Below are 17,847 nucleotides of genomic sequence, written 5' to 3' on the forward strand. Positions count from 1 at the left end.
GGCGTCAGACACCAGCACCACACACGGAGGCCTTCGTCGTGATCAACCCGACGCGCCGCTCAACCGTCAACAACGTCCATGGTCACTACAACTAGGCCGTGTCCGCTGTGTCACCGATCTTCCGAAGCGGGCGGGAACTCAGCCCGCGGCCGTGTCCTCCGCGGCCTGCGAAGCGGCGCGCGCCGGGCGTTTCACGTCGCCCGACCGGACGGCGCCGGCGGCGAAGAAGGTGAGGAGCTCGGCGATCTCGGGCGGGTCGTCCAGTTGGGGGCAGTGGCCCCAGTCTTCGCGGACGAGCAGGCGGCTGTGCGGCACGAGGGTGTGCAGGCGGCGGCCGGCGGCCGAGGACACGAGCTTGTCCTTGCCGCAGGCCACGACGAGGAGCGGGACGTGCACGCGGTCGAGCTGGTAGGCGTCGGCGAGCTCGGTGACGAGCTGGCGCGCCTGCTCAAGGCGGGAAGTGGTGGCGCGGTAGTCGGGGAAGAGCGTGGTGAAGCGGCGTACCTGGCCGGCGTCGGCGGTGCCCGCGTCGGCATACAGCAGGCGGGGTACGACCTGCTCGGCGACGGCGCGGACCAGGAAGCCAGGCACGGGCAAGGGGAGCGCGGAGTACAGCCGTAGCGGCAACGAGTTGCGCGCGACGGTACGGACGAGCCACGAGTCGACGAAGCCGGGCGCGGCGATCGACACGACGCCGACGAGCGGCAGCCGGGGGTTCTGCGCCGCGCGCAGGCCGAGCGTGCCGCCGAGGGAGTTGCCGGCCAGCACCACGGGGCCGAGTACGGCCTGCTCGCGCACCACGGCGGCGGCGAACGCGTCGAGCTGGGGGAGCATGGGGCCCGGGCGCAGGGGCTGGGCGTCGCCGAAGCCGGGCAGGTCCACGGCGACGGCCGCGATGCCCGCGGCGGCGAGCTCGGCCAGCACCGGACGCCAGGTGTCCGCGCTGTCGCAGTAGCCGTGGAGAAGAACGAGCCGGGGTGCGCGGGCCTTATCGGTGCCGCGCTTGCGCGACCGCTTGGGTGCCTCGGCTTCCACCACCGGCGGGCCGACTTCAAGCACCCGCGTCCGCACTCCGGCGAAGCGCCGGAAGGTGACCCGGACGGGATCCGGTTCGCTGCTGGGCCGGCCGCCCCGGACAGCGGGTGCGGGCCGCTTCGATGCGGTCATGTCTACAGGTTAACCGTTCAAGGTCGAGTTCTGGTCGAACTTCGGGGGTAACAAGCCGATTGCGAACTCGGGGTGTTGACGGTTAACGGAATGCGGCGTACAAGCACCGGCCCGGGCTGATCCGTGACGGAAAAGCCCAGGCCGGAGGAGTTCTGTCGACTCAGCGGGTGAAGACGATCTTGCCCGCGGTCTCGCCGTCGAGCATCGCCCGGAAGCCCCCTTCGGCTTCGGCGAGCGGCAGTTCGGTCCCGATCCGGGGCTTGATCCCCTTGAGATCGAGGTAGCTGAGCATGTCGGCCAGCTCGTCGCGCGTGCCCATGGTCGAGCCGGCGACGCGCAGCTGCAGGAAGAACACGCGCTGCAGGTCCGCGGACGGGTCCGGGCCGCTCGTGGACCCCGAAACCACCACGATGCCGCCCGGCTTGAGTGACTTGAGGGTGTGCGCCCACGTGGCCTTGCCCACGGTCTCGAACACCGCGTCGACGCGCTCGGGCAGCCGCGCGCCGGACTCGAACGTCTGGTGCGCGCCGACGCTTTCGGCCACCGCGCGCTTCTCCTCGCTGCGGCCGGTCACCCACACACGGAAGCCCGCCGCGCGCCCGAGCGCGATGAGCGCGGTGGACACGCCGCCGGAGGCGCCCTGGACCAGCATCGTCTGGCCGGGGCGCAGGCCGGACTTCACGAACAGCATCCGGTACGCGGTGAGCCAGGCCGTGCCCATCGTCGCGGCTTCGGGGAAGGTGAGGCCGGCCGGCTTGGGCACCGCGTTGCGCGCGGGCACCACGACCTGCTCGGCGAACGTGCCCTGGTGCTTCTCGGTCAGCAGGGTGCGTTTCGGGTCGAGCGTGTCGTCGCCTTGCCAGCCCGGCGCGTTGACGACGGAGTGGAGGACGACCTCGGTGCCGTCGTCGAGCGTGCCGGCGCCGTCGCAGCCCAGGATCATCGGGAACTGGTCGGGCTTGATGCCGACGCCGCGCAGCGTCCACAGGTCGTGCATGTTGAGGCTGGCGGCCTTGACGTGCACCCGGACCCAGCCTTCGGGCACCTCGGGCTCGGGCCGCTCGCCGGCGACGAGAGAGTCGAGCGGGGACTCGGCGTTGGGTTCCTTCGCGTATACGGCGAACATGGCAGCAACCTACCGCCCCTGGGCGCGCCGACGCAGCCTGGCGCGCGTAGGCTCACACTCGTGTTCAACGGGCTGGCCGACTGGTGGGACGGGGTCGAGCTGTGGCTCGCCCAGGCTTGGTTCCCCGTCCAGTTCGTGCTGGTCATGGTCGTGCTCGTACCGCTGTGCCTGCTCTTCGCGTGGGTCATCGACAAGCTGGTGGGCCGCTTCGCCCGCTGGTTCGGCCCGGCCCGCGACGACGACAACCCGCCGTCCTAGGCTCACTCACCATGGTCAACCGTAGGCGGATCACCGCCGCACTCGTCGGTCTCCTCGTGCTGGTGCTCGCGGGCTGGCTCGTGAAGGAGAACGTCGGGGACTCGTCCTCGTCGGCCCCCGCCACGCCGAGCGCCTCCGCCCCGGCCGGCGTTTCGGGCGTCGCCGCGAAGCTGCCCGGCAGCGACTCCGGGTTGCCGGTGAAACCGTTGTCCGACTTGCCTTCGCAGGCACGCGACACGTGGAAGCTGATCGAGGCGGGCGGGCCGTACCCCTATCCGCGCAACGACGACGTCGTGTTCGAGAATCGTGAGAAAGTGCTGCCGCGGAAGCAATCGGGTTACTATCACGAGTTCACGGTGACCACGCCGAAGAGTCCCGATCGCGGCCCGCGCCGCCTGGTCACGGGGCAGGCCAAGGAACTGTTCTACACCGACGACCACTACGCGTCGTTCGTCGTCGTGGACCCGAGCCGGTGACGCCGGCCGACGAGGCGAAGGCCGCCGCGGACGAGGCCTTCGCGCGGGGCGCATACCCCCACCTGGTCAACGGCGGCACGGTGGACAAGGCCTCCACGCTCGACGCGATCGCGAAGGCGATGTCCTTTCCGGACTACTTCGGCCGCAACCTCGACGCGTTGTACGACATGCTCACGGACCTGTCGTGGCTGCCCGCGGGTGAGCACGTGCTGATCTGGAGCGGCTCGGAAGCCTTGCGCCAGGCCGAACCGAAGAACTACCTGGCGATTCGCAGCGTGCTGTCCGACGCTCAGCGGGCGCTCGGCCCGGTGGACGGCAAAGCGGATTCCTGGCAGCTGACGGTCGTTCTGGCCAACTCGTAACGTCTCGACCCCCGCCGGGGGAGCGGGGATCGAGACGCTCCCGCTCAGGCTGTGTGGTCTTCGGGGACCCAGTTCGGCTTGCGCTTCTGGGCGAAGGCGAGGATGCCTTCCTGGCCTTCCTCGCTGGCGAAGAACCCGGCGGACAGCTCGTTCATCGCGGCGAAGCCTTCCGCCGGCGTGGCCGGACGTGGCTTGCTCAGCAGGGTTTTGGTCGCTGCCAATGCCTTCGGGCCGCCGAGCGTCAAAGACTTCAGGTACCGCTCCACGGTCTCGTCGAGCTCGGTGGAGGGCACGGCGGCGTTGAGCAAGCCGATCTCCACGGCCCGCTGCGCGTCGAACACGTCGCCGGTGAGGAACAGCTCGTGCGCGGCGCGGGGGTTCAGCCGCGGCAGCACCGTCAGCGAGATCACGGCCGGGATCACGCCGATGCGGACCTCGGAGAACGCGAACGTCGCCTCGGTTACCGCGACTGCGATGTCGCACGCGGCGACCATGCCGATGCCGCCGGCGCGGGCGGGGCCGGCCAGGCGCGCGACCACGGGCTTCGGGCTGGTCCAGAGCTGCTCGAGGATCTTCGGGAACTCGTTCACGCCCTGGTCGCCGGCCCCGGCGCCGCGGGCCTCCTTGAGGTCCATGCCGGCGCAGAAGACCGGGCCGGTGTGCGTCAGGAGCACCACGCGCACGGCGTCGTCGGCGACGGCTTCGTCCAGCGACCCGGAGAGCTCGCGGCGCAGCTGCGCGGACAGGGCGTTGCGGTTGTGCGGGGAGTCGAGGGTGATCGTGGCGGTGCCGCCCACCACGTCGTAGTGCACCAGTTCGTCAACCATGGCACCACAATCGCACACGGGCCGGGGGGAGGGGCCTGTGACGTGCCTCGGGGCCGCCGGGACGTGGGCGGCCCCCGGGGCAGCCGATGGTGGTGGTCGCGAAGACCGGGCTCGGCGACGGGAAACAGCCGGGGGCGAAGGCGGCGAGCGCAGTTACGGGAACGATCTTGCGCAGCGCTGACTTGTGCCACCCAAAACGCGTATCGGATTCATCTTTATGCGCTGACCCGTGCAGGAGCGTGCTGCTAAAGCGGTATCCGGGTCACGACGTCCGCGTAGCGGTGCAGCACGGCGGAGGCCACGCGCGGGTCGGTGCCCAGCGGTTCGGCGACGAACACGGCGCGGTCGGCCTCGCGGGCGTGCACCGCGATGCGGTCCGGCAGCAGGCCGGGCGCGAGGAACCACGACGCGACGGCGATCCGCCGCACGCCCCGCGCCCGCAGCCGCGCCACGGCGGCGGGCACGTCGGGCTGCGCCGCGCTCGCGAACGCCTCGGTGACCGGCAGCCCCAGCTCGCCTTCCCAGCGCGCGGCCAGGTCGGCGACGGCAGCGTTGGCTCCGGCGTTCGACGAACCGACGGCGCTCACCACGACCCCGTCGCCGGGGCCCAGGCCGGCTCCGGACAGCCGGTCGAGCGCGACGCGTTCCAGCACCGGGTCGACGCCCAGGACGTCGGACACGCGCACGTCGAACCCCGGGCATTCCGCCCGGACTTCAGCCACCAGCGCGGGCAGGTCCACACGCGCGTGGAACGCGCTGCCGAGCAGGAGCGGTACCACGACGGCGGCGCGGTGCCCCTGCGTGTAGAGGCGCCGCAGGACGTCGGTGACCCGCGGTTGCGAGAGGTCCAGGAAGGACTCGTAGACCTCGATCCCCGGCGCCTGCGCGCGCACGCGCTCCACGAGCCCCCGCACGGTCGCGGCCGAGCGGGGGTCGCGGCTGCCGTGCGCGACGGGGACGAGAGGAGCCGTCACGGGAGCCGTTCGCCGACCAGCCCGGCGGCGAGCGTGTCGCCGTCCTTCGGGTCGATGACGAGGAACGCGCCGGTGCGGGGGCTGTCGGTGTAGTCGTCCACGCCCAGCGGTTCGGCCAGACGCAGCTCGACGCGGCCGATGTCGTTGAGGTCCAACGAGTCCGGATCGTCCACACTGGACAGCGTCTGCTCGTCGAAGCGGGCGGTGAGCTCGGTGACGATCGCCTGGACTGTGCGCGTGCCGTGCTTCACGAGCACGCGCGCGCCCGGCTTGAGCTGCTTCGACGAGAGCCAGCACAGTGTCGCGGTGAGCTCGTCGGTGACGCGGGGCTGACGGTCGGCCACGGCGATGAGGTCGCCGCGGGAGATGTCGAGGTCATCGGCCAGCAGCAGCGTCACGGACGTGCCGGCGCCCGCCTCGTCCAGCGGCCCGTCGGCGGTGTCGATGCGCTCGACCGTGCTGCGCAGCCCGGCGGGCAGCACCACGATCTCGTCGCCCGGCCGGATGTTGCCGGCGGCGATCTGCCCGGCGTATCCGCGGTAGTCGAGGTACTCGGGCGTGCGCGGCCGGATCACGTACTGCACCGGGAAGCGGAACGCCGCCTCGTGCGGGTCCGGCGCGACGGGCACGGTTTCCAGGTGCGCCAGCAGCGTCGGCCCGTCGTACCAGGGGGTGCGCTCGGAGGTGGTGGCGACGTTGTCGCCTTCCAGCGCCGAGACGGGGATGGTGACGACGGAGCCGTGGTCGTAGCCGAGGGATTCGGCGTGGGCGGTGAATTCCTTGGCGATGACGGAGAACGTCTCTTCGTCGTAGTCGACGAGGTCGATCTTGTTCACCGCCAAGACCAGCCGTGGCACCCCCAGCAACGCGAGCACCGCGGCGTGGCGGCGGGTCTGTTCCACGACGCCCTTGCGCGCGTCCACCAGCAACACCGCCAGCTGCGCAGTCGAAGCCCCGGTGACGGTGTTGCGCGTGTACTGCACATGCCCCGGGGTGTCGGCCAGCACGAACGAGCGCCGCGGGGTGGCGAAGTAGCGGTAGGCGACGTCGATGGTGATGCCCTGCTCGCGCTCCGAGCGCAATCCGTCCACGAGCAGCGACAAGTCCGGTGTGGACAGTCCCTTGTCCACCGATGCGCGGGTGACGGCGTCGAGCTGGTCGGCCAGCACTGACTTCGTGTCGTACAACAGCCGCCCGACCAGGGTGGACTTGCCGTCGTCGACACTGCCCGCCGTGGCGAGCCTCAGCAGCGAACTCATCAGAAGTAGCCCTCCCGCTTGCGGTCTTCCATGGCCGCTTCCGACATCCGGTCATCCGCCCGGGTCGCACCGCGCTCGGTCAGCCGCGACGCGGACACCTCGGCGATCACCTCGGCCACCGTGACCGCGGTCGACTCGATCGCACCCGTGCACGAGCCGTCGCCCACGGTGCGGTAGCGCACCGACAGCTCCTGCACCTGTTCGTCGGCACGGGGTCCGCCCCAGGGGCCTTCGGCCAGCCACATGCCGTCACGCTGGTAAACCTCGCGCTGGTGGGCGTAGTAGATCGAAGGAAGTTCGACCTTCTCCCGCGCGATGTAGTTCCACACGTCGGCTTCGGTCCAGTTGGACAGCGGGAAGACGCGGACCTGTTCACCGGGGCGGTGGCGGCCGTTGTAGAGGTTCCACAGCTCCGGGCGCTGCCGGCGCGGCTCCCACTGCCCGAAGGAGTTGCGCAGGCTGAAGATCCGCTCCTTCGCCCGCGCGCGCTCCTCGTCGCGACGGCCGCCGCCGAACACCGCGTCGAACTTGTTCTCCGCGATCGTGTCCAGCAACGGAGTCGTCTGCAACGGGTTGCGCAGGCCGTCGGCGCGTTCTTCGAGGCGGCCGTCGTCGATCCAGTCTTGCACCTTGGCCACCACCAGCCGCAGGCCGTACTTGTCGACGACGCGGTCGCGGAACTCGATGACCTCGTCGAAGTTGTGTCCGGTGTCCACGTGCAGCAAGGGAAACGGCACGGGCGCGGGCCAGAAGGCTTTGATCGCCAGGTGCAGCAGCAGCGTCGAGTCCTTGCCACCGGAAAAGAGGATCACGGGCCGGTCGAACTCACCCGCTACCTCGCGGAAGATGTGAATGGCCTCGGACTCGAGCGCTGCCAGGTTGTCGACCGCCGCGTCAACCGCGGGTTCTACTGTGGTCATCGGTCCCTTCCTCAGCCGTGCAGTCCGCACTCGGTCTTCGACTGGCCGGCCCAGCGGCCGCTGCGCGGGTCCTGCCCGGCCTCGACCTTCGCCGTGCACGGCGCGCAGCCGATGGACAGATAACCCGCCGACACCAACGGGTTCTCGAGCACGCCGTGGTCGCGGATGTAGCCGTTGAACTCGTCGTCGGTCCACGCGGCTAGCGGGTTGACCTTCACCAGGCCGTTGCGCTCGTCCCAGGTGACGATCGGGGTGTTCGCGCGCGTCGGCGCGTCCACGCGGCGCACGCCGGTGACCCACGCCGAGTACTTCGCCAGCGTGTCGCGCAGCGGCACGACCTTGCGCAGGAAACAGCACTGGGTGGCGTCGCGCTCGAAGAGGTTCTTGCCGTACTCGGCGTCCTGCTCGGCCACGCTCTGCGCGGCCTGCGCGTTGACGATCGTCACGTCGGGGTAGACGGTCTGCACGGCGTCGCGCGTGCCGATCGTTTCCGGGAAGTGGTACCCGGTCTCGAGGAACAAAACGTCCACATCGGACTTGGCCTGGGTGGCCAGGTCGATGAGCACGGCGTCCTGCATGTTCGACGCGACGATGAAGTCGTCGCCGAACTGCTCGACGGTCCAGCGCAGGGCTTCGGCAGCCGTGGCCTGGGCCAGCTCTTTCTCCGCGCGTTCGGCCAGGGTCCGGTAGTCAGCTGTGGCCGTCATCCGAGCGTCTCCTCCGGTAGGGACAGTCCGTGGAACTTCACCGAGAACCCGCGCCGGCACGCACCGCAGAGCCAGCCGCCGTCTTCGGCGGGGCGCAGGTCCTCATCGCCGCAGAACGGGCAATAGTAGGGCACCGCTCGTTCTGTGGAGGTCACTGCAGCAGGCTTTCGTCGGCACGCCCGACCCACTGCGCGAAACGCTCGCCGGGCTCACGCCCGTCGAGGTAGGCGCGGACCACGCGCTCGACGTAGTCGACCAGCTCGTCGGCGACGACCTTGTGCCCGCGCAGCTTGCGGCCGAACCCGGCGTCGAGGCCGAGACCGCCGCCGAGGTGCACCTGAAACCCCTCGACCTGGCGGCCGTCGGCGTCGGTGACGATCTGGCCTTTGAGCCCGATGTCGGCGGTCTGGATGCGAGCGCACGAGTTGGGGCAGCCGTTGAGGTGCACGCTGACGGGGTTCTCCAGGTCGCCCTGGACGTCGGCGAGGCGCTTCTCGAGGTCGGTGACCAGCGCCAGCGCGCGGGCCTTGGTCTCGACGATGGCGAGCTTGCAGAACTCCAGCCCGGTGCACGCCATCACGCTGCGCCGCCACGGCGAGGGCTTGGTGTGCAGGCCCAGCTCCTTCAGCTCCGTCTCCAGGCCCGGGACCTCGGCCTCGGGCACGTCGAGGACCACGAGCTTCTGCTGCGGCGTCAGGCGCACGCGCTCGGACCCCGCGCGTTCGGCCGCCTTGGCCACGGCCAGCAGCGTCTCGCCGTTCACGCGGCCGGCGACGGGCGCGGCGCCGACGTAGAACTTGCCGTCGACCTGCTTGTGCACGCCGACGTGGTCGATCGGGGCGGGCGGCACCTCCGGTGCGGGGCCGTCGAGCAGCGGGCGCTTGAGGTACTTCTCCTCCAGCACCTCGCGGAACTTGGCGGCGCCCCAGTCCTTGACCAGGAACTTGATGCGGGCGCGCGAGCGGAGGCGGCGGTAGCCGTAGTCGCGGAAGACGCTGATCACGCCTTCCCAAACGTCCGGCACCTCGTCGCGCGGCACCCAGGCACCGAGGCGCTGGCCGATCATCGGGTTGGTGGACAGGCCGCCGCCGACCCAGACGTCGAAGCCCGGGCCGTGCTCTGGGTGGTTCACGCCGACGAACGCGACGTCGTGGATCTCGTGCGCCACGTCCTGCTGGCCCGACACGGCGGTCTTGAACTTGCGCGGCAGGTTCGCGTACTGCGGGTCGCCGATGTAGCGGCGCTTGATCTCCTCGATGGCGGGGGTGCCGTCGATGATCTCGTCGGCCGCGATCCCGGCGACGGGCGAGCCCAGGATCACGCGCGGGCTGTCGCCGCACGCCTCCATGGTGGTCATGCCCGCGTTCTCGAGCTTCTGCCAGATCGTGGGGACGTCCTCGATCCGGATCCAGTGGTACTGGATGTTCTGCCGGTCGGTGATGTCGGCGGTGCCGCGCGCGTGCGTCTGCGAGATCTCCGCCAGCACGGCGAGCTGCTGCGTGGTGAGCAGGCCGCCGTCGAGGCGCACGCGCATCATGAAGTAGCGGGCGTCCAGCTCTTCGGGCTCGAGCGTGGCCGTGCGGCCGCCGTCGATGCCTTCCTTGCGCTGGGTGTAGAGGCCGAACCAGCGGAAGCGGCCGCGCAGGTCACCCGGGTCGATCGAGTCGAAGCCGCCGCGGGCGTAGATGTTCTCGATGCGGGCGCGGGCGTTGAGCGGGTTGTCGTCTTTCTTCGACCGCTCGTTGGGGTTCAGCGGCTCTCGGTAGCCGAGCGCCCACTGTCCCTCGCCGCGCTTCTGCCGCGGGCGGCTCTTCGCGGGGGTTTCGCGCGTGGGTGAGGCCATGAGGAGTCCTCCGGTTCGTGGCTCCGGACGCCGCTCCTGCCGGGCCGCTTCGTGGCGGGCAACGGGGGATCGCGGCGGGTCCGGCGCCTGCGGTCCAGCTTCGATGGGCTGAGCGTGGTGGGCTGGGTCGGGCGTCGGGAGTCAGCGGACAGGCCGGCAGAGCGCGCTCGCGACCCGCAGAAGGTCGACGTGGCGGCGCGCCACGAGAAGGACACCGGCAGGACTCACCGGCCCAGATAACCACTCCTTCAGAACGTGGTTCAAACGCGTCCGGATGGTGGGAGGGCCTTGTCCGGGGGCTTGCGTGTGGGTCGCCGGTGTGCGTGAGCGGGCTCGCTGCCTGCGGTTTTGCGGCGCGGCGGGGATTCTCTGGGCGGTCCCTCGGCGGGGTTCGGGCCGGGTGGGGTGCCGGTGTGGTTCGTTCGGCCGCCGAACTTCCGCCCGGGTGGCCCAGGGCCGGGGGAACACCGCGGCAGGGCGAGGGACAATGGACGTCGTGCCTGACGTAGCCGAGCTGCCTGCCGAGACCGGATTGCCCGAAAGCGCCCTGGAGGGGCTGGGGCGGCGGCCGTTCGGCGTCTACGTGCACGTGCCGTTCTGCGCGACGCGCTGCGGGTACTGCGACTTCAACACCTACACCGCCGGTGAGCTGGGCTCCGCGGCGTCGCCCCGGTCGTGGCTCGACGGGCTGCGCCAGGAGCTGGACCTGGCCGCGCGGGTGCTGGGCGAGCCGCCGGCGGCCGACACGGTGTTCGTGGGCGGGGGCACGCCGTCGTTGCTGGGGGCCGACGGGCTGGCGGAGGTGCTGGACGTCGTGCGCGGCGCGTTCGGGCTGGCCCCGGGCGCCGAGGTGACGACCGAGTCCAACCCCGAGTCGACCTCGCCGGAGTTCTTCGAACGCATCCGGGCGGCCGGGTACACGCGGGTGTCGCTGGGGATGCAGTCGGCCGCGAAGCACGTGCTGCAGGTGCTCGACCGCGTGCACACCCCCGGCCGGCCCGTGGACGCCGCGCGCGAAGCCCGGGCCGCCGGGTTCGAGCACGTGAACCTCGACGTGATCTACGGCACGCCCGGCGAGCGCCCGGAGGACCTGCGGGCCTCACTCGACGCCGTGCTGTCCGCGGGCGTGGACCACGTGTCGGCGTACGCGCTGATCGTGGAGGAGGGCACCGCGCTCTCCCGCCGCGTGCGCCGCGGCGAGCTGCCCGCGCCCGACGACGACGTGCTCGCCACCGACTACGAGATGATCGACTCCGTGCTCTCGGCCGCCGGCCTGCGCTGGTACGAGGTGTCCAACTGGGCCACGAACGACGCGGCCCGCTGCCGGCACAACCTCGGCTACTGGCAGGGCGGCGACTGGTGGGGCGCGGGCCCCGGCGCGCACAGCCACGTGGGCGGCGTGCGCTGGTGGAACGTCAAGCACCCGGCCAAGTACGCGTCGCTGCTGGCCGAGGGAAACAGCCCGGAAGCCGGCCGTGAGCTGCTCACGGAAGAGGACCGGCACCTCGAACGCATCATGCTCGAACTCCGTGTCGCGGAAGGACTCGCGCTCGACGCACTCGACGCCGCGGGCATCGCCGAAGCACGTGCCGCGGCGGCGGAAGGACTCCTGGAACCGTCCGTTCTGGACAGTCGCGGCCGCGCCGTGCTGACGGACCGCGGGCGGCTGCTCGCCGACGGTGTGGTCCGGCGCCTGGCCGGCTGAATTTTCGCTCAGCGGGCATAAACCCGGCGGATGGTTCGTTGGTCGAAGTATCGACGAGCGAGGGAGTCGCGCATGCCGCAGGCGGTCAGGTACAGCGAACACGGCGGGATCGACGTCTTGCGGGTGGAAGAAGTCGCCCGTCCCGTGCCCGGCCCCGGCCAGGTGCTCGTGGAGGTCAGAGCCGCCGGGATCAACCCCGGTGAAGCCGCCATCCGCGAAGGCGTGTTCGCGCAGCAATTCCCCTCGACGTTCCCGTCCGGGCAGGGCAGTGACCTCGCCGGCGTCGTCGCCGAGCTGGGTGCGGACGTCGAAGAGATCCAGGTCGGCGACGAGGTCATCGGCTTCGTGCACACGCGCGCCAGCCAAGCCGAGTTCGTGCTGGTCGACGCCGAAAACCTGACGCCGAAGCCCAGTGGCGTGTCGTGGGAAGCGGCGGGCGGGCTGTTCGTCGCCGGCACCACCGCGTACGCCGCGGTGCGCGCGACCGGCCTGCACGAGGACGACACCCTCGTGGTGTCCGGTGCCGCGGGCGGCGTCGGCTCCCTCGTCGTGCAGTTGGCGAAGCTCACCGGCGCGACCGTGGTCGGGATCGCGAGCGAGGCCAACCACGCGTGGCTGCAGGAGCAGGACGTGTTCCCGGTGGCCTACGGCGAGGGTCTCGAAGAGCGCATCCGCGAGGTCACCGAGGGCAAGGTCGACGCGTTCATCGACACCTACGGCGACGGGTACGTCGAGCTGGCGCTGCGCCTGGGTGTCTACACGGGACGGATCGACACCGTGATCGACTTCGCCGCCGCGCAGAAGTACAACGTGAAGACCGACGGCAACATGGCCGCCGCGAGCGCCGAGGTCATGCGCGACCTCGCCGCGCTGGTGGACAAGGGACTGCTCGAGGTGCCGGTCGCGGCCACGTACCCGCTGGCGCGGGTGCAGGACGCCTACCGTGAGCTGGAGCAGCGCCACACGCGCGGCAAGATCGTGCTCAAGCCCTGACGAGGCTCTGCAGTCCGCCCACGAACATCGCGAGGGCGAACTCGAAGCGGTCCTTGCTCGTCTCGCCGGTGAAGAACTGCCCGGACCGCAACAGGTTCGGGAACGCACCGGCCGGCAGGGACCGCATGTAGTCGGCCATCTGACGGCCGCGTTCGGCGACTTCCGCCTCGTCGTAGTCGCCGAACGTCCAGCTGCTCGCCTCGTAGGCGTAGGCCTTGGCGTACAAGCTCAACGCGTCGCCCGCGTACACCGCCTGCTTCAGATCCAAGCCCCCGGCGCGCAGGATCGCGAGCATCGCCTCGCCCTGGCGCAGCGAGTTGGGCGTGACGGGCACCGGCGTGTTCCACGCGACCTTCGCGATGCCGGGGTAGGCCACCATCGCGCGGACCTGCTGCCGCACCTGCTCTTTCACCTGCTCGGCCCAGTTTTCCGGATCCGGTTCCGGCACCGGCACGTCGCCGAGCACCGCGTCGAGCATGAGCTCGTCGAGCTCCTCCTTGTTGGCCACGTGTGCGTAGAGCGACGCGGGCCCGGTCTCCAGCTGCTGCGCGATCCGTCGCATCGACACGGCTTCGAAGCCTTCGGCGGCGAGCATCTGCAGCGCCGTCTTCACCACCAGATCCCGTGACAACACCGGCTTTTCGGCGCGCCGGCGGGGGCTCGGGCTACGGCGCCACGGCGGGGGCGGGACGGTCATGGACAGCAGCCTAGACGAATCGGGCCTTGACTCGAACGGCGTTCGTCGATAGAACGGTGTTCGTTATAACGAACGCCGTTCGACAAGGAGTTCACCATGACCGATCGAGAAGAAGTCGTCGCCGTGCTCAGCCGTCTCGCCGACGCGTGGAACAGCGGCGACGCCGCCGCGTTCGCGAGCCTGTTCACCGAGGACGCCGACTACGTGACGTTCTTCGGGATGCAGCTGCCCGGCCGGGAGCTGATCGAGAGCTCGCACCGCGCGTTGTTCGAGGGGCCGCTGCGGGGTTCGACGATCGGGGGACCCGGCGACGCGTCGGTGCGCTTCCCGCGCGAGGACGTCGCGATCGTCGTGTCCGGCGGCGGTTCGGCGCTCGACGGGGGCGACGCCGTGGCCCAGGGGCGCGAGAGCACGGTGACGTTCGTGCTGGTCCGCTCGGAAGCGGGCTGGTTGATCACGGCGTTCCAGAACACTCGGGTCAGCGATCCGCGCGCGGCGGCGTGACGCGTTTCGCCGGAGGGCCGCGCTACGGTCTTGCCTGTGTTGATCCGTGATGTCCGGCCCTGGGGCGGCGAGCGCAGCGACGTCGAACTGACCGGCGACCGGATCGCGGCGGTCCGCCCGCGCGACCCGGCGCCGGCACCCGGTGCGGTGAAGGGCCAGGGTCGGCTGCTGGTCCCGTCGTTCAGCGACGTCCACGTGCACCTGGACTCGACGCGGATCGGCCTGCCGTTCCGTCCCCACACCGGCGGCCCCGGGGTGTGGGCGATGATGACGAACGACCGCGAGAACTGGCGGTCGGCCGAGGTGCCGCTGCCGGAACGGGTGGCGGGCACGCTGGAGCGGATGATCGCGCACGGCACCACCCGGGTCCGCAGCTACGCCCAGGTCGACGTCGACTGCGGGCTGGAGAAGCTCGACGCCGTGCTGGCCGCGAAGGAGAGGTTCGCGGACCGGGCCGAGGTGCACGTGATGGCGTTCGCCCAGGCGGGCATCCTCCGCGAACCGGGCACGCTGGACGTCCTGGACGCGGCGCTGCGTTCCGGCGCGACCGTGATCGGCGGCATCGACCCGTGCACGCTGGACCGCGACCCGAAGGGCCACCTGGACGCGGTTTTCGGCCTGGCGGAGAAGCACCAGGTCGAAGTGGACATCCACCTGCACGAGCCGGGCCACCTCGGCCTGTTCTCGGCGGACCTGGTGCTCGAGCGCGTCCGGGCGCTGGACCTGCGCGGCAAGGTGACGATGTCGCACGCGTATGACCTGGGCTCGATCTCCGAGTCGGTGAGCCGCCGACTTCGCCGAACCGGACGTCGCGATGACCACGGTGGCGCCGTCGTCCACCGGACAGCTTTCCTTGCTGGACCTCGTTTCCGCCGGCGTGCGGATCGGGCTGGGCGAGGACGGGCAGCGTGACTACTGGAGCCCGTACGGCAACTGCGATCTGCTGGACCGGACCTGGCAGCTGGCGTTCACGCGCGGATTCCGCCGGGGCGAGCACATCGGGCTGGCCTTGGCCGTGGCGACGATGGGCGGGGCGTCGATCATGAGCCACGACGTGTCCCGCCTGGCCGGGGTGTCGGACCGCCCGGGGCTCGCGGCAGGCGATCGGGCGGACCTCGTCCTGGTGGACGGGGAGACACCGACGAGCGCGGTGATGGACCGCGGCCGGGACCGGACGGTCCTGCACGACGGCGTGGTGGTGGCCGAGGGGCTTGCCGTTGCCTGACCTGCGACGTGACCAGTGCCGCTGGTCGGGACCGGGGAGGGGCGCGTACGGTGGGACCCGGATTAGGTAAGCCTTAGTGATTGGGTGGTGTCCGATGGCCGATGCTCCGGCACGCAAGGGAAACCCGGGCGTGCGCTTGTCGGTTCTGCGCAAGGAGAACCTGACCCCGCACATGATCCGGATCGTGGCCGGGGGCGAAGGCCTGCGCGATTTCCAGCCCAACGCGTTCACCGACGCGTATGTGAAGGTGATCTTCAAGGTGCCGGGCGTCGAATACCCGGAGCCGTTCGACCTGCAGCGCATCCGCGCGGAGCTGCCGCGTGAGCAGTGCCCGCGGATGCGCTCGTACACCGTGCGGTCCTACGACGAAGCGGCCGGCGAGCTCGTGCTCGACTTCGTGGTGCACGGCGACGAGGGGCTGGCCGGACCGTGGGCCATGCGGGCGCAGCCGGGCGACGAGCTGCTGCTCTCGGGCCCCGGTGGCGTGTACGCGCCGCGCGCCGACGCGGGCTGGCACTTGCTCGTGGGTGACGAGGCCGCGTTGCCGGCCATCGCCGCGTCGCTGGAGGTCATGCCGGCCGGTGCCCGGGCGCACGTGTTCCTGCTGGTGTCCGACGCCTCGGAGGAGCAGCCGCTGGTGACGAAGGCCGACGCGCAGATCAGGTGGCTGCACCGGTCGTCCGGCGCGGACCTCGCGGCCGCCGTGAAGGCGCTGCCGTGGCCGGGGGAGGACGTGCACGCGTTCGTCCACGGCGAGGCCGGGTTCGTGCGCGAGCTGCGGCGCTACCTCTTCGCCGAGCGCGGCGTGCCGAAGGATTCGGTGTCGATCTCCGGGTACTGGCGCGAGGGCAAGAACGACGAGGCGTGGCGCGAGGAGAAGGCGGCCGAGCGGGCACGCGAGAGGGCGTAATGTCGCCGGCATGAACCTGGAGACCGACCCGTCTTCGGCGGGGTTCGACGCTGACCGTCTGAAGCGGATCGACCGGCTGTTCGACGCCTATGTGGACGACGGGCGGCTGCCCGGTTACCTCGCGGTGGTGAGCAGGCAGGGGCGGATCGTCCACGTCGCTTCCCACGGCAAGCGGGACGTCGAATCGGGTGCCCCCGTGGAACACGACACCATCTGGCGCATCTTCTCGATGACCAAGCCGATCACCTCGGTGGCGGCGATGACCTTCGTCGAAGAGGGCGTGATCGACCTCAACGACCCGATCTCCCGCTGGCTGCCGGAGTTCGCGGCGCCGCAGGTGTACGTGAAGGGCTCGGCGCTGAGCCCGCTGACGGTGCCCGCGACCGAGCCCATTCGCCTGTGGCACCTGCTCACCCACACCAGCGGCCTGACCTACGGCTTCCACCACACACACCCCATCGACACGATCTACCGCGCGGCGGGCTTCGAATGGGGCACTCCGCCCGGTCTGGACCTGGCCGCCTCGACCCGCGCCCTCGCCGAGTTCCCGCTCGTCTTCCAGCCGGGCAGCGAATGGAACTACTCGGTGTCCACGGACGTCCTCGGCCGCCTCGTGGAGGTGCTCGCGGGCAAGTCCTTGGACGAGGTCTTCGCGGAGCGGATCTTCGGGCCGCTGGGCATGACGGACACGGGCTTCTTCACCAAGGACACGGACCGGCTGGCGGCACTGTATGTCGCGCACCCGCGGACCAAGCTGCCCACCCGCAACGAGGCGTTCGGCTCTATCGGCGTTGCGCGCCCGGACTCGTTCTCGGGTGGCGGCGGGCTCGTGTCCACTGCCGCCGACTACCACCGCTTCACGCAGATGCTGCTGCGCGGCGGCGCTTTGGACGGTGCGCGGATCCTGGGGCCGCGGACGGTGTCGATGATGGCGAGCAACCACCTGCCGAGCCACGTCGACCTGGAGGCCTACGGTCGGCCGCTGTTCGCGGAGATGCCGTTCGACGGGTTCGGGTTCGGCCTGGGCTTCTCGGTGCTCGAGGACCCGGTGAAGGCGAAGACCCTGTCGAGCGCCGGTGAGTACGCGTGGGGCGGGGCCGCGTCGACCGCGTTCTGGGTAGATCCGGATGAGGATCTGACGGTGGCGTTCTACACGCAGCTGCTGCCGTCGAGTACGCATCCGATCCGGCAGCAGTTGCGGCAGTTGGTGTATCAGGCGCTGGTCGACTGACCGGCGTTCACTCGGAGAAATCCCACCGCGTGGCGCCGTGGGGTTCGGCTGTGGCGATGCCGAAGGCGGTGCGCAGGTCGAAGCGGTAGACGTACCAAGGCGGCGGACCCGCGCTCGGTGCGCTGTACGGCGCGGTGAAGGTGTCCCCGTCGGCGGTGACCGGCCAGCCGTTGGCGTGGTAGACGGCGGCGAGGTGGGCGACGGTGGCGGGGTCTGCCACGCGCGTCGCGGAGCCTTCCAGCGTCAAGTCGATGCCCTGCAAGCGAACGCCGACGCTGCAGGCCGCATTGGTTGCCAACAGACGCGACTTCAGGGTGCCAGGGCCGCTGGTGAAGTACAGCGCCTCGGAGTCCCACAGGGCGCCCACGCCGGCCGTGTGGGGGCGGCCGTCCGGGTGGACGGTGGTGAGGAAGAAGGTCAGGTCGACGCTCGCGGAGTCGCGGGCGAGCAGGTCGCGGGCGCGGCTCCAGGGGAGTTCGCCGTGGCCGTAGATGTCCAGGTTTCGGGTGCGGGTGGGTTCAGTCATGTCAACGCGTCGAACGGCGGCACCGAGAATCGACAGCCCTAATACTGCAACGGCAGTTGCTGGTGTTGTGGTAGATCATCGTGGTGGTGGTCGATGTGGTGATGGATCAGCTGGATCGGGTGCATGAGCGGATCGCG

Annotated in this window: 22 protein-coding genes; 10 read left to right on the forward strand and 12 right to left on the reverse strand. The window is 70.6% G+C overall.

Annotated elements, in window-relative coordinates; translation table 11 throughout:
• Nucleotides 1–138: 138 nt before the first annotated feature.
• Nucleotides 139–1,167 (reverse strand): alpha/beta fold hydrolase, encoded by a 1,029-nt coding sequence (locus AB0383_RS49155; protein WP_366191539.1) that lies wholly within the window; start codon nucleotides 1,165–1,167, stop codon nucleotides 139–141.
• A 160-nt stretch (nucleotides 1,168–1,327) separates the two neighbouring features.
• A complete protein-coding gene (locus AB0383_RS49160) occupies nucleotides 1,328–2,293 on the reverse strand; it encodes a zinc-binding dehydrogenase (protein WP_366191541.1) in 966 nt (321 codons plus the stop codon).
• Nucleotides 2,294–2,353: 60 nt separating this feature from the next.
• Here AB0383_RS49160 and AB0383_RS49165 point away from each other — a divergent pair, with 60 nt between their 5' ends.
• From AB0383_RS49165 to AB0383_RS49175, 3 genes are read left to right on the forward strand one after another with little or no spacing between them, the layout of a single operon-like run.
• Nucleotides 2,354–2,551, forward strand: a complete 198-nt coding sequence (locus tag AB0383_RS49165; protein ID WP_220242826.1) for a hypothetical protein — start codon at nucleotides 2,354–2,356, stop codon at nucleotides 2,549–2,551.
• Between the two features lie 11 nt (nucleotides 2,552–2,562).
• Nucleotides 2,563–3,027 (forward strand): ribonuclease domain-containing protein, encoded by a 465-nt coding sequence (locus AB0383_RS49170; RefSeq protein WP_366191544.1) that lies wholly within the window; start codon nucleotides 2,563–2,565, stop codon nucleotides 3,025–3,027.
• Nucleotides 3,024–3,389 (forward strand): barstar family protein, encoded by a 366-nt coding sequence (locus tag AB0383_RS49175; protein WP_366191546.1) that lies wholly within the window; start codon nucleotides 3,024–3,026, stop codon nucleotides 3,387–3,389. Before AB0383_RS49170 ends, AB0383_RS49175 begins: the two co-directional genes overlap by 4 nt.
• A 44-nt stretch (nucleotides 3,390–3,433) precedes the next feature.
• Here AB0383_RS49175 and AB0383_RS49180 read toward each other — a convergent pair whose 3' ends face one another.
• From AB0383_RS49180 to AB0383_RS49215, 8 genes are all read right to left on the reverse strand, one after another.
• The gene (locus AB0383_RS49180) at nucleotides 3,434–4,216 is read right to left on the reverse strand and encodes an enoyl-CoA hydratase-related protein (RefSeq protein WP_366191548.1); all 783 of its coding nucleotides are present in this window, start codon (nucleotides 4,214–4,216) and stop codon (nucleotides 3,434–3,436) included.
• A gap of 245 nt (nucleotides 4,217–4,461) precedes the next feature.
• Nucleotides 4,462–5,190, reverse strand: coding sequence for a sirohydrochlorin chelatase (locus AB0383_RS49185; protein ID WP_364172974.1), 729 nt, complete (start codon nucleotides 5,188–5,190; stop codon nucleotides 4,462–4,464).
• The gene (locus tag AB0383_RS49190) at nucleotides 5,187–6,449 is read right to left on the reverse strand and encodes a GTP-binding protein (RefSeq protein WP_366191550.1); all 1,263 of its coding nucleotides are present in this window, start codon (nucleotides 6,447–6,449) and stop codon (nucleotides 5,187–5,189) included. The genes AB0383_RS49185 and AB0383_RS49190 overlap by 4 nt, the downstream gene beginning before the upstream one ends.
• Entirely contained in the window at nucleotides 6,449–7,369 is a 921-nt protein-coding gene (gene cysD / locus AB0383_RS49195; protein WP_366191552.1) for a sulfate adenylyltransferase subunit CysD, read from the reverse strand. Before cysD ends, AB0383_RS49190 begins: the two co-directional genes overlap by 1 nt.
• A gap of 11 nt (nucleotides 7,370–7,380) precedes the next feature.
• Nucleotides 7,381–8,076 carry a phosphoadenylyl-sulfate reductase gene (locus tag AB0383_RS49200; RefSeq protein WP_366191554.1) on the reverse strand — a complete coding sequence of 232 codons (696 nt, stop codon included), beginning with the start codon at nucleotides 8,074–8,076 and terminating at the stop codon, nucleotides 7,381–7,383.
• Entirely contained in the window at nucleotides 8,073–8,231 is a 159-nt protein-coding gene (locus tag AB0383_RS49205) for an Insertion element protein (RefSeq protein WP_354874043.1), read from the reverse strand. Before AB0383_RS49205 ends, AB0383_RS49200 begins: the two co-directional genes overlap by 4 nt.
• Entirely contained in the window at nucleotides 8,228–9,919 is a 1,692-nt protein-coding gene (locus tag AB0383_RS49210; protein WP_364172964.1) for a nitrite/sulfite reductase, read from the reverse strand. The genes AB0383_RS49205 and AB0383_RS49210 overlap by 4 nt, the downstream gene beginning before the upstream one ends.
• 141 nt (nucleotides 9,920–10,060) lie before the next feature.
• Nucleotides 10,061–10,387 (reverse strand): putative leader peptide, encoded by a 327-nt coding sequence (locus AB0383_RS49215; protein WP_366191557.1) that lies wholly within the window; start codon nucleotides 10,385–10,387, stop codon nucleotides 10,061–10,063.
• Between the two features lie 28 nt (nucleotides 10,388–10,415).
• Here AB0383_RS49215 and hemW point away from each other — a divergent pair, with 28 nt between their 5' ends.
• Nucleotides 10,416–11,624 (forward strand): radical SAM family heme chaperone HemW, encoded by a 1,209-nt coding sequence (hemW, locus tag AB0383_RS49220; RefSeq protein WP_364172961.1) that lies wholly within the window; start codon nucleotides 10,416–10,418, stop codon nucleotides 11,622–11,624.
• Nucleotides 11,625–11,696: 72 nt separating this feature from the next.
• Nucleotides 11,697–12,617, forward strand: coding sequence for an NADP-dependent oxidoreductase (locus tag AB0383_RS49225; RefSeq protein ID WP_366191559.1), 921 nt, complete (start codon nucleotides 11,697–11,699; stop codon nucleotides 12,615–12,617).
• Here the strand turns inward: AB0383_RS49225 and AB0383_RS49230 are convergent.
• Nucleotides 12,607–13,314, reverse strand: coding sequence for a TetR/AcrR family transcriptional regulator (locus tag AB0383_RS49230; RefSeq protein WP_366191561.1), 708 nt, complete (start codon nucleotides 13,312–13,314; stop codon nucleotides 12,607–12,609). The two genes, AB0383_RS49225 and AB0383_RS49230, sit on opposite strands and share 11 nt — an antisense overlap.
• 96 nt (nucleotides 13,315–13,410) lie before the next feature.
• Here AB0383_RS49230 and AB0383_RS49235 point away from each other — a divergent pair, with 96 nt between their 5' ends.
• The 5 genes from AB0383_RS49235 (at nucleotide 13,411) to AB0383_RS49255 (ending at nucleotide 17,184) form a co-directional block, all read left to right on the forward strand.
• On the forward strand, nucleotides 13,411–13,818 hold the full coding sequence (locus tag AB0383_RS49235) for an SgcJ/EcaC family oxidoreductase (RefSeq protein WP_366191563.1): 408 nt from the start codon (nucleotides 13,411–13,413) through the stop codon (nucleotides 13,816–13,818).
• 36 nt (nucleotides 13,819–13,854) lie between these two features.
• On the forward strand, nucleotides 13,855–14,730 hold the full coding sequence (locus tag AB0383_RS49240; RefSeq protein WP_366191565.1) for a hypothetical protein: 876 nt from the start codon (nucleotides 13,855–13,857) through the stop codon (nucleotides 14,728–14,730).
• Complete coding sequence (locus tag AB0383_RS49245; protein ID WP_366191567.1) at nucleotides 14,696–15,043, forward strand: hypothetical protein; 348 nt, start codon at nucleotides 14,696–14,698, stop codon at nucleotides 15,041–15,043. The genes AB0383_RS49240 and AB0383_RS49245 overlap by 35 nt, the downstream gene beginning before the upstream one ends.
• 94 nt (nucleotides 15,044–15,137) lie before the next feature.
• Nucleotides 15,138–15,953, forward strand: coding sequence for a siderophore-interacting protein (locus tag AB0383_RS49250; protein ID WP_364172943.1), 816 nt, complete (start codon nucleotides 15,138–15,140; stop codon nucleotides 15,951–15,953).
• Between the two features lie 10 nt (nucleotides 15,954–15,963).
• The gene (locus tag AB0383_RS49255) at nucleotides 15,964–17,184 is read left to right on the forward strand and encodes a serine hydrolase domain-containing protein (protein WP_364172941.1); all 1,221 of its coding nucleotides are present in this window, start codon (nucleotides 15,964–15,966) and stop codon (nucleotides 17,182–17,184) included.
• Between the two features lie 7 nt (nucleotides 17,185–17,191).
• Here the strand turns inward: AB0383_RS49255 and AB0383_RS49260 are convergent, their stop codons facing one another.
• Nucleotides 17,192–17,710 (reverse strand): pyridoxamine 5'-phosphate oxidase family protein, encoded by a 519-nt coding sequence (locus AB0383_RS49260; protein ID WP_366191570.1) that lies wholly within the window; start codon nucleotides 17,708–17,710, stop codon nucleotides 17,192–17,194.
• Between the last annotated feature and the right edge of the window lie 137 nt (nucleotides 17,711–17,847).

Source organism: Amycolatopsis sp. NPDC051373, assembly GCF_040689465.1.
Taxonomy (GTDB): domain Bacteria; phylum Actinomycetota; class Actinomycetes; order Mycobacteriales; family Pseudonocardiaceae; genus Amycolatopsis.